The 1,213-nt window shown below is 60.7% G+C and carries 1 protein-coding gene; it reads right to left on the bottom strand.

The genetic code is table 11. The features are described from left to right. Positions 1 to 130 precede the first annotated feature (130 nt). Positions 131 to 1,123, bottom strand: coding sequence for an IS5-like element ISBmu23 family transposase (locus ACSHSS_RS30195; protein WP_007182917.1), 993 nt, complete (start codon positions 1,121 to 1,123; stop codon positions 131 to 133). Positions 1,124 to 1,213 lie beyond the last annotated feature (90 nt).

Raw genomic sequence — 1,213 nt, 5'->3', positions numbered from 1 at the left:
GGAAACGCTGATCAATGAGCCTGTCGTCCGCATAACGGACGAGGCAGGTTGCAATTTTCAGATTGACGTAGGAATTTGACGACATGCGAGGTGAGTTTCGCTCGTATTCGGGCCTCACTTCCCGCGTTTTTCACACACATGACGGATTGCTCCCATGAGTCGACAACAGCTGATTTTTCGCGATCACCAGGTTCGCCAGCGCGAACAGACTGAACAGCTGTGCCGTGTTCCTGGCTAGACCCTTGTAGCGCACCTTGCGATGACGAAACAGGTTCTTCACGACATGAAACGGATGCTCGACCCGGGCGCGGATCTGCGCCTTGGTTCGCTCGACCGCGATCACGAGGTCCTTCAGCGGACCTTCCTGCATCGCCCTGATCTTTCCGCGCTTGAGCGCCACGTGCCACTTCACCGTCTTGCCCTTCATCTCCTCGCGCTTGTCCACGCCGGTGTAGCCCGCATCGCCAAACGCTTCCTGCTCATGACCGTGCAGCAGGGCGTGGGCCTGCGATACGTCCGGCTCGTTGGCCGCCGTGGTGACCACGCTATGCACCAGACCCGAGTCGGCGTCGACGCCGACATGGGCCTTCATGCCGAAATACCAGTCGTTGCCCTTCTTCGTCTGATGCATCTCCGGGTCACGGCTCTTCCCGGCGTTCTTCGTGGACGGCGCAGCCTCGAAGATCGTCGCATCCACCAGCGTGCCTTCCTTCATCATCAGCCCGCGCTCGCACAACTCGATGCCGATCTCGTCGAACAGCTTTCGCGTCAGTGCGTGCTCGACCAGCAGGCGCCGGAATTTCAACAGCGTGGTGGCGTCCGGCACGTTCTCGCGCGCCAGGTCGATGCCCGCGAAGGCGCGCATCGCGATGCTGTCGTAGAGCGCATCTTCAAGCCCTTCGTCCGACAACCCGTACCACTGCTGCAGCAAGTAGATCCGCAGCATCCGTTCCAGGCCAATCGGCGGCCGGCCACGCTCGCCCTTCGGGTAATACGGCCCGATCACCGACAGCAGCCGCGACCAAGGGACGACCTTCTCCATCTCGGCCAGAAAGCGTTGACGCTTGGTCACCCGCTTCTTGCCCGCACTTTCCGCTTCCGCAAAACCGATCTGCCGCTGCATCGTCGTGGGTCCGTTCCGTGAGCTTCTTTCTACAACGCCCTTGGCCTCGTCAGCGATGACCGCCAAGCCGAATTGATCAGTGTTTCCCTA

It is taken from the genome of Burkholderia sp. BC1 (assembly GCF_052683555.1).
This window is presented reverse-complemented; position numbering and strand designations above follow the sequence as displayed.

Bases quoted from the DNA above. Each gene is read 5' to 3' on its own strand.
- ACSHSS_RS30195 (WP_007182917.1), bottom strand. From the start codon at position 1,123: ATGCAGCGGCAGATCGGTTTTGCGGAAGCGGAAAGTGCGGGCAAGAAG.